Source organism: Chitinibacter sp. ZOR0017 (assembly GCF_000799095.1).
In the GTDB taxonomy this organism is placed as follows: domain Bacteria; phylum Pseudomonadota; class Gammaproteobacteria; order Burkholderiales; family Chitinibacteraceae; genus Chitinibacter; species Chitinibacter tainanensis.
Window position 1 is genome coordinate 1 of sequence record NZ_JTLG01000025.1, and the last position, 8,076, is coordinate 8,076.

Genomic DNA, 8,076 nt, shown 5'->3' on the forward strand with positions numbered 1-8,076 from the left:
GTATCCCGCATTGGTCTTGGGGCCAAAATAATGCTGCCCAATTTTTAATCCAAAACCAATGCAGCGAGAATTTTCTTAAAATGCAGTGGATTATGAATTTGGATGTGAAATTTCGCTTATTAATCTTAAGCATTGTGGCCTTACTAGGAATGGCCAGCTTATGCATTTTGCAACTAAATACCCAACACACACAGCTATTAGAAAGTCGAAAACTACAAATCAGGCATGAGGTTGAAACCGCCAGCAGTCTGATTAAGCACTACCAGCAGCTAAGCCAACAGGGTCTACTGAGCGAAACAGCCGCCAAGCAAGCTGCCGTAGCCGCCTTGCGGCAGGTTCGCTACAACCAGACTGACTATTTCTTCATTTTTGATACGCAACTGGTATATGTGCTCCAGCCGAGTAAACCTGAGGTCGAGGGGCAATACAAGGGTGATTTGCAAGATACCAATGGCAAATACTTGATTCGGGAAATGCATCAAGTTGCCCGTCAAGGAGGCGGCTATGTTGATTATTTCTTCCCAAAAGCAGGCGCCACTAAGCCAGAGCCTAAACTCTCATATGCCGTTTTAATTGAGGACTGGAATTGGGTGCTGGGTACTGGAGTATATATTGATGATATTGAACAGGATTTTCAGCGCAGTCTTTGGTTGGGCATCGCCCAATTAATCGGGATGGCGCTACTCATCAGTGCCTTGGCCTGGCTAATTACGCATAGCATCGTGCATCAACTCGGTGGTGAGCCTAAACAAGCCATCCTGATTATGCAGCGAATTGCGGCTGGCGATTTACAGGTGCGAGTCAATCACGCGCCGGCGGGGAGCTTGTTGGCCACGCTCGATGGTATGGCCAAAGGACTACAACAGATCATCAGCCAAATTCGACAGGATGCTGATGAGCTCTACCGCCAAGCAGCACATATTGCTGGCGCCAGTCAGCAAATCGCACTAGCAGCGCATAGTCAGGCCGATGCCACAACATCGATGGCTGCGGCGATGGAAGAGCTCACGGTGAGCATCAACCATATCTCCGATCATTCACAATTAACCCAGTACACATCGAAGCAGGCCACCGAGCTGGCCGATGCAGGTGTGAATCAAGTTTCGGCGGCTTCTCGGGCAATGGAACAAATCGCACACACCGTCACCGGCGCCACTACACAGATTCGTCAGCTGGATAGCAAAGCCAGAGAAATCTCCGGAATTGCGGCGGTGATCAAAGATATCGCCGGACAAACCAATCTCTTAGCACTCAATGCCGCCATTGAGGCTGCACGTGCAGGTGAGCAAGGCCGTGGATTTGCCGTGGTAGCCGATGAAGTGCGAAAACTAGCCGAGCGTACGGCCCACGCCACCGTTGATATTGAGCAGATGTTGGCTAACGTGCAGGGCGAAACTGTCTCAATCGTCAGCGTGATGGAAAACGCTTTACCGCAAGTCATGCAAGGGGTGCAGCTGAGTAGCCTAGCAACCAAATCGCTACAGCAGATCTATGCAGGGGCAAGCGGCACCTTAATTCATCTAAATGAAGTAGCCAATGCAACACGCGAGCAAGGCGTGGCAAGCAATAATATCGCGGCAAGGGTTGAGGATATCTCGCAAATGGTCGAAGAAACCACGGCCTCGATCAGCCACACCGCTGACAATGCAGCCCAGGTGGATGAAATTGCGAAAGGATTGAAAGCCAAACTAAGCTGCTTCAAGGTATAGCCGTTCGCTGCGTCTGGCTGAAGCCTGTAGACCTCGGTGCGCAGTAGAAGCAGTAAACTACGCTGCTGCTCACTTAGCATCACTAGGAGCATCTGTTTTGCTGCGAAGCTGACCGTGCTTAAATGAGCCCAGCACTAAATCACATCTACTTTATTGTTGGAGTGTGGTGCTGGGTTGCAGAAAAGCATTGATGGTTTGGATATCCATTTCTGACAATTGCGCCGTCATAGCCTTGAGCTTGAGCCAGGCGAGTAAGGTATCTGTACTGATTCGTATCAGCTCGCTCTGCGTATTAAAGACTTGGGTTTGAGCGTTGAGCACATCAAGATTAAAGCGCACACCAATGGCAAACGCATCGCGAGTTGTCTGTTCGGCATCACGTGCAGCGCGCAGGGCTTGGCGCAAACTAGCAATCTGTCGCACCCCCTGCGTGAGCTGCCAATAGGCCTGACGGATTTCTAACTCCACACTTCGTCGGGTGTTTTCTAGCGCATGGGTTGCCGCACGCGCGTTGGCTGCCGCTTCGGTGGTTTTGGCGGCCACTTCACCGCCTTGATACAGCGGCACCGACACTTGAATACCGATACGTTGATTATCAGTCCACTCGCGTAGGCCGCTACTGAGGTCAGAGTTACTGCCTGCCGTCGCGACCAGATCCACCGTAGGATAATGTTGCGCCTGCTGCCGCTGAATTTCCCGCTCAGCGATCTGCTGATTGAGTTGATCGATTTGTAATTGAAAATTTGCCTGCCCCGCTGCCAGCCATTGCTCCAAGCCCGGCAACTTATCCAGCGGCCATTCAAACCCGGGCCGAATGCCATACAACTGCGGCTCGAATTGCCCGGTGATGTTGGCTAATTTGCGCTGTTTAAGCTGTAGCTCATTTTCGCTACTAATTTGCTGTGTTTGCGCTAATTGCGAGCGGGTTTCGGCATCGTACATATCGGTTCTCACTCCAGTGCCGATGCGAAAAGCTTCCCGCGTGGTGTTGAGTTGCCCATTCACAGCTTGCAGATAGGCTTGGGCCGCGGCTAGCCGCTCTTGGGCCTGTAGTTGCTCAAAATAGGCCTGCGCGGTACGTAAAATCAGATCTTGCCGTGCTGCAGCCAGCGTGAGGTCGCCCTGATTGGCTTGTAATTCACTTTGCGCAAGAGTAGTCCAATTGCCAACGTGTACAAGAGGCTGGGTGAGATTGAGGGTATATGAATAGCTGCCAAAATGCCGATCCCGCTCAAAACTACCTTGCTGTTCAATCTTTTGCTGATTGGCAAACGCCCCGCCAGAGAGGCTGAGATTGGGGAGCAAACCCGCTCGAGCTTGAGCCGGTTTGGTTTGCGTCGCTTCTTGGCGTGCCTGCGCTTGCGCTAACACAGGGTCATTGCGCAAGGCCAACTGATAGGCTGCATTTAGATCCAGCGCTGTGGCATAGGCCGGATAGCCACTCAATACCAGCAACAGCATGCCTAAAGTGGCTCTGTGCATGATTTAGACTCCGTGGTGCTGCGGGTCATCCGGCAGCGGTAAGTGTTGATGATCGTCACTGGGCACCAGCAATGTTGCATGGTCTTCAGATAATGGGGTCATAAGCTGGTCATCAGCGCTGAGCGGTATGGCTGCTACATGCTCGTGTGGCATGTCTCCCGGCTCGGCTGGGGTGATCGCTACAGTATGGAGATCAACCCCGGCATGCTGCAAATATTCACCCAGGCCCTGTGGTATTGCCTCTGCACTTGCGGGCCGTTGGGGGTGATCAGCACCGGCCAGCTGTAAATAGGTATACAGCTCCGAGTGAACATCAACGGTGTAGGCGGAAGATCCATGCGTATCGTGGCCAAATGCTACATATTCATCAGGTGCCGGAGCAGGTGCGGCAGGCGGTGCTGGGGCAATACCCTGCAGGTGTAATTCGCCAAACGTCCATTGATCCGCCCAAGCATTAAACCCTGTGCCATCCGGCAATCTCACTTGGATGTTGTGCATATCCCCAGGGTTGTGTAACCACATTCGTGTCGTATCCAAGCCAGAATCGCTGGTAGCAATAATGCTGTGGCCTTGCGCATGCCAGAGCAATAGGTCGCTCATATGCAGCGTGGCGGCATTTTCTCCAGTGGAGGAAATACGTTGCACCAGATTACCCGCCCTATCTATCACCTGCACATGCACCCCACTAATGCTCAGATCCATATTCCCGATGGCGGCCAAACTGCCTTTATCCAGCTCATTAGCCAGGCCCTGATATTGATAGCCTGCAGCATGTACCGCAGCCAAGATGCCATCGAACACATCATGTCCGCCCACAGGCTGGCCCTGTACGGCACTCCATACCTGCGGTAGTGGCACGTGCTGCACACTGGTGCTATCCACCGGAGAATTATAGTGTCCACCGCTTGGGGCCCCGCTAACTTTTACATTGATGTCATGAGCCGTACCATCCAGGCTGTGCACGGTCACGACATCTGGCAGGTAAGAGTTGGGGAGAATATGCTGAACAAAACTGTCATGACCATCGACCTGGTAAGTCCAGTGGCCTTGGGCATCAATAGTTAAGCTGCCAAAGCTTCCTTTCACCGTGCCCGCCTGAAAACCGCTCTGGCCAGCATCTTCGTCGCTGGCGTGCAACTGCCCCGAGGTCTCTGGGCGCACCCCCACCTGCACTTGGCCGCTGTCAGAACCATAAATTGAAGTGCGATCGTCGCGACCGGTAATGTGAATGCTCAGCGTCTGCGATGCCGTGGCTCCTGCGCTGTCAGTCACTATAACGGGAATTGCAATATCCCGGTCTTGGCCAGCGCCGAGGCTCTGATAATCATGGTGACTCGGGTCGAAGCTGTAGCTGCCATCAGCATTCAGCGTGAAGCCTGCCACTGCGGCACTGGTACTAAAGTGCAGCGTATCGCCATGATCGGCATCCTGCGCCACCATATGGCCGCGCAATAGGTTGCCGTCCTCAGTGACTGACTGGCTTTGCGCCTGCAATACTGGTGCATCATTACTACCATTGATGGCGATGGTCACTGTGTGGCTACCACCATCGGCACTTTGAACGGTGAAACGCTCGGTTAAAGTTTCTCCTGACTGCAGTGCTTGAACTGCGGAGTTGGCATTATCAAGTGTATAACTCCATAAACCATGCTCATCAATACTTAGCAAGCCATACGATCCATGGGTATTGCTCTGTGCTTGGAATGCGGCTTCCCCCTGATCCGCATCAGTGATCGTCAACTGACCCTGTATCCTCGTAGTGGCATCCTCTGAAACCTGACCCGTTGATACCCCACCGATCACTGCGGCATCATTGCTGCCGTTGATGGTGACCGAAATGGCATGCGTAGTGCCATCCACACTTTGCACGGTCAATACGTCGGTCAGGCTTGCACCTGCTTTCAATTGCTGGATCGCCGTTTGGCTACTATCAGCGGTGTAGGTCCATTGCCCATCGGCGGCTAAGGTAAATACGCCATAGCGCCCCTGCCCATGCGCCTGCGCCTGCGCCTGCGCCTGCGCAATGAAGTGTGCCTCACCCGGATCGGGATCGCTTACCGTGAGTTGCCCATTGGCCAGCAATTGGGTTGCCTGATCTTCGGTAACTTGCCCTTGATCGACACCACTGATTTGGGCCATCTGATGAGCGCCAAACAGTTGCACCCTGATTTGATGCGTAGTGCCATCAATACTCTGCACGGTAAATTGATCGGTCAGCGCTTGACCGGCCACCAGATGTTTTACCGCATCCAGCGTGCTATCGGCGTGGTAATGCCACTCCCCGTCCGCATCAATATCAAATTGGCCGTATTGCCCTTGCACATGTTGCTGGGCCACAAACGCGGCTTGGCCACCATCGGCATCGAGCACAGTCAGATGGCCTTGGGTGAGCTCATGCGTGGCATCCAACGTGAGTACACTCCCGCTATCTGCTCCCGATAAGACTGCGACGCTATTGCCATTATTTGTGACAGCCACATGCGGAGTGGGAATCCCGTCAATGGGCGCACTGCCCAGCGCATTGTTTGCAACATTGTATCTAGTCAAGCCAAAGGCGTTGAGCTGCAAGGGATTGCCGCTGTTGTTGACATAGAAGCCACTGCTGCTTCCCACTGGGCCATCCAGAATCAGTTGCGCGCCGGGATGGCTTTTAAGCAGATCCAGTAGATGGCCAAGGGGTACATGGGTGCCGAACAAATCATGGCTGGTGAAGCTCTCTAGCACATGGCCAGCGGCATCCACCACCTTGGGGGTGCCATTGCTAAAGGACAATTCCAGACTGCTTACCGCTCCGCCGTTGAGCGAGCTAATGGCCGCAGCCAGCTGCTTCCCTGCGTAGTAATACTCACTAGCCACCTTCGCCGCAACCAGCCCCAATAGATCGGTACGCACTTCGTCCGCACCTTGCAGTGTTACCGCAATGGTGTGCGCCGTACCATCAACACTGTGCACGATAAAACTATCAATGACCGACTGCCCTTTGTTCAAGGCCTGTATCGCCGCGCTTTGGTTATCGGCTTGATAGGTCCAAGTGCCGTCTGCACCCAGCGTGAGATGACCATACTGGCCAGCCAAATCTTGCAAAGGCTGAAACGCTGCTTGCCCTGCATCAGCATCGGTAATCTGTAGCTGTCCGTGAGCTTCTAGCTTGCCGCCAGAAACATTGGCATCTTCGGTCACGCTGCCGGTATCCGTACCGCTGATGACGGCATCTTCGGCGGTTCCGGTAATAGTGAGATTGATCTGATGTTGCGTGCCATCAGCACTACTGACGGTCACTATTTCATGCAGTTCGCCCGGCACTGGCGGTGTGTGCCATTGCAAAGCTAAATGCAGGGCTTGACTCAGTGGATCACTCAGATTCGCCACGCCACTTAGCGGCAAGGCATGCAAGGTATGTTCATCCCCGCGATCATGCACAAACACCTGAACATCTGATTGCGTACCTTGCAGATGGACTTCATACCCAGCCCCTTGATGCAGCCAGCTCAGTAACTCATCAACGCCGATATTGGCACGACCTTGCGCATCCATGGCATAGACTACCGGCGTTGTGCCCGCCGGGCCACTCAACACAATTGCGGCACCTTGAATACTGAGATCGAGCACGCCCGCTAGCGCGCTCAATTGCCCCTGCGTCAACGCCTCGCCTACGCTATGGAACCCCGCTACGCCTGACTGCGACAATACTTGCGCCAATGCACCCGAGATATCACCCGTTTCACCCGCCGTACCGCCCGGCTTAAGGGCTTGCACCTCGGGTTTGCTGTTATCCACCGTATACGTCCAGACACCATGCGCATCAATGCTGAACTGGCCATACTGGGTAGCCACGGCATTTTGCACCACAAAGACGGCTTCACCAGCATCAGGGTCTAGCAACTGCAACTGCCCGCCTGCATGCAGCAAGCCATGTGCATCAACCTGCTGATCTTCAATGACCTGCCCCGTATCAGCACCGCTGATGACAGCGGTATCGTCGCGGCCAGCAATGGTGATCGTGACTTGCTGGGTGGTGCCGTCGGCGCTGGTGACGGTAAAGTGTTCTGTGACGCTGTCACCACTCTTGAGCGCTTGCACTTCGGGTTTGCTGCTATCGAGCTGATAACGCCACTGGCCGTTCTCGTCGAGGCTAAAGCTGCCGTAGCTACCCGCCGTGCCCGTTTGGGCGACGAAGTGCGCTTGGCCATCGTCAATATCAGCCACCGTGAGCTGGCCGGTGGTGAGCTGGGTGCTATCTTCGTTGGTGCCACCAGTATTGACGCCGCCAATGGTGGCACCGTCGTTACTGCCAGTCAGCGTGATGGTGAGATTCTGGGTACTGCTCGCCCCCGCGCTATCCGTCACCGTGATCGGAATCGTCAGCGTTTGGGTCTGACCGGCGGCCAGATGCTGGTAGGCGCTATCTCGCGGGTCGAAGGTGTAACTGCCGTCCACGTTGAGCACAAAGCCAGCGATTCGACCGGCGACACTGTAGTGCTGCGCATCGCCCACATCGACATCGCTGGCAACCATTTGCCCACTGAGTCGCGCACCATCTTCGCTCACAGCTTGGCTTTGTGCCATCAGCACTGGGGCGTCGTTACTACCGGTGAGCGTCACCGTCACCGTGTGATTCGTGCCGTCGGCGCTGCTGACGGTGACGCTATCGGTGAGGGTAGCACCGGCTTTGAGTTGCTGAATGGCCGCTTGGCCATTGTCAGCGGTATACGTCCACAACCCATGCTCATCAATAGTAAACACGCCATAGGTGGCTGGGGTATTGGCTTGGGCAATAAAGTGATCCTGCCCAGCGTCTGGGTCGGTGATGCTGAGCTGGCCGCTGGTGTGTAACTGATGGCTGGCGCTCAAGTGCTGATCTTCGCTGACCGCGCCGGTATCGGTT

General features: G+C 54.3%; 3 protein-coding genes. 1 reads left to right on the forward strand and 2 read right to left on the reverse strand.

Annotated features, from left to right (window positions below; all coding sequences use genetic code 11):
- Positions 1-1,709: methyl-accepting chemotaxis protein (locus L991_RS09825; RefSeq protein WP_197053858.1), on the forward strand; the 1,709-nt coding region annotated here is incomplete at its 5' end.
- Between the two features lie 150 nt (positions 1,710-1,859).
- Here the strand turns inward: L991_RS09825 and L991_RS09830 are convergent.
- Complete coding sequence (locus tag L991_RS09830; protein ID WP_047394766.1) at positions 1,860-3,191, reverse strand: TolC family outer membrane protein; 1,332 nt, start codon at positions 3,189-3,191, stop codon at positions 1,860-1,862.
- A 3-nt stretch (positions 3,192-3,194) separates the two neighbouring features.
- On the reverse strand, positions 3,195-8,042 hold the full coding sequence (locus L991_RS09835) for a VCBS domain-containing protein (RefSeq protein ID WP_231550528.1): 4,848 nt from the start codon (positions 8,040-8,042) through the stop codon (positions 3,195-3,197).
- Between the last annotated feature and the right edge of the window lie 34 nt (positions 8,043-8,076).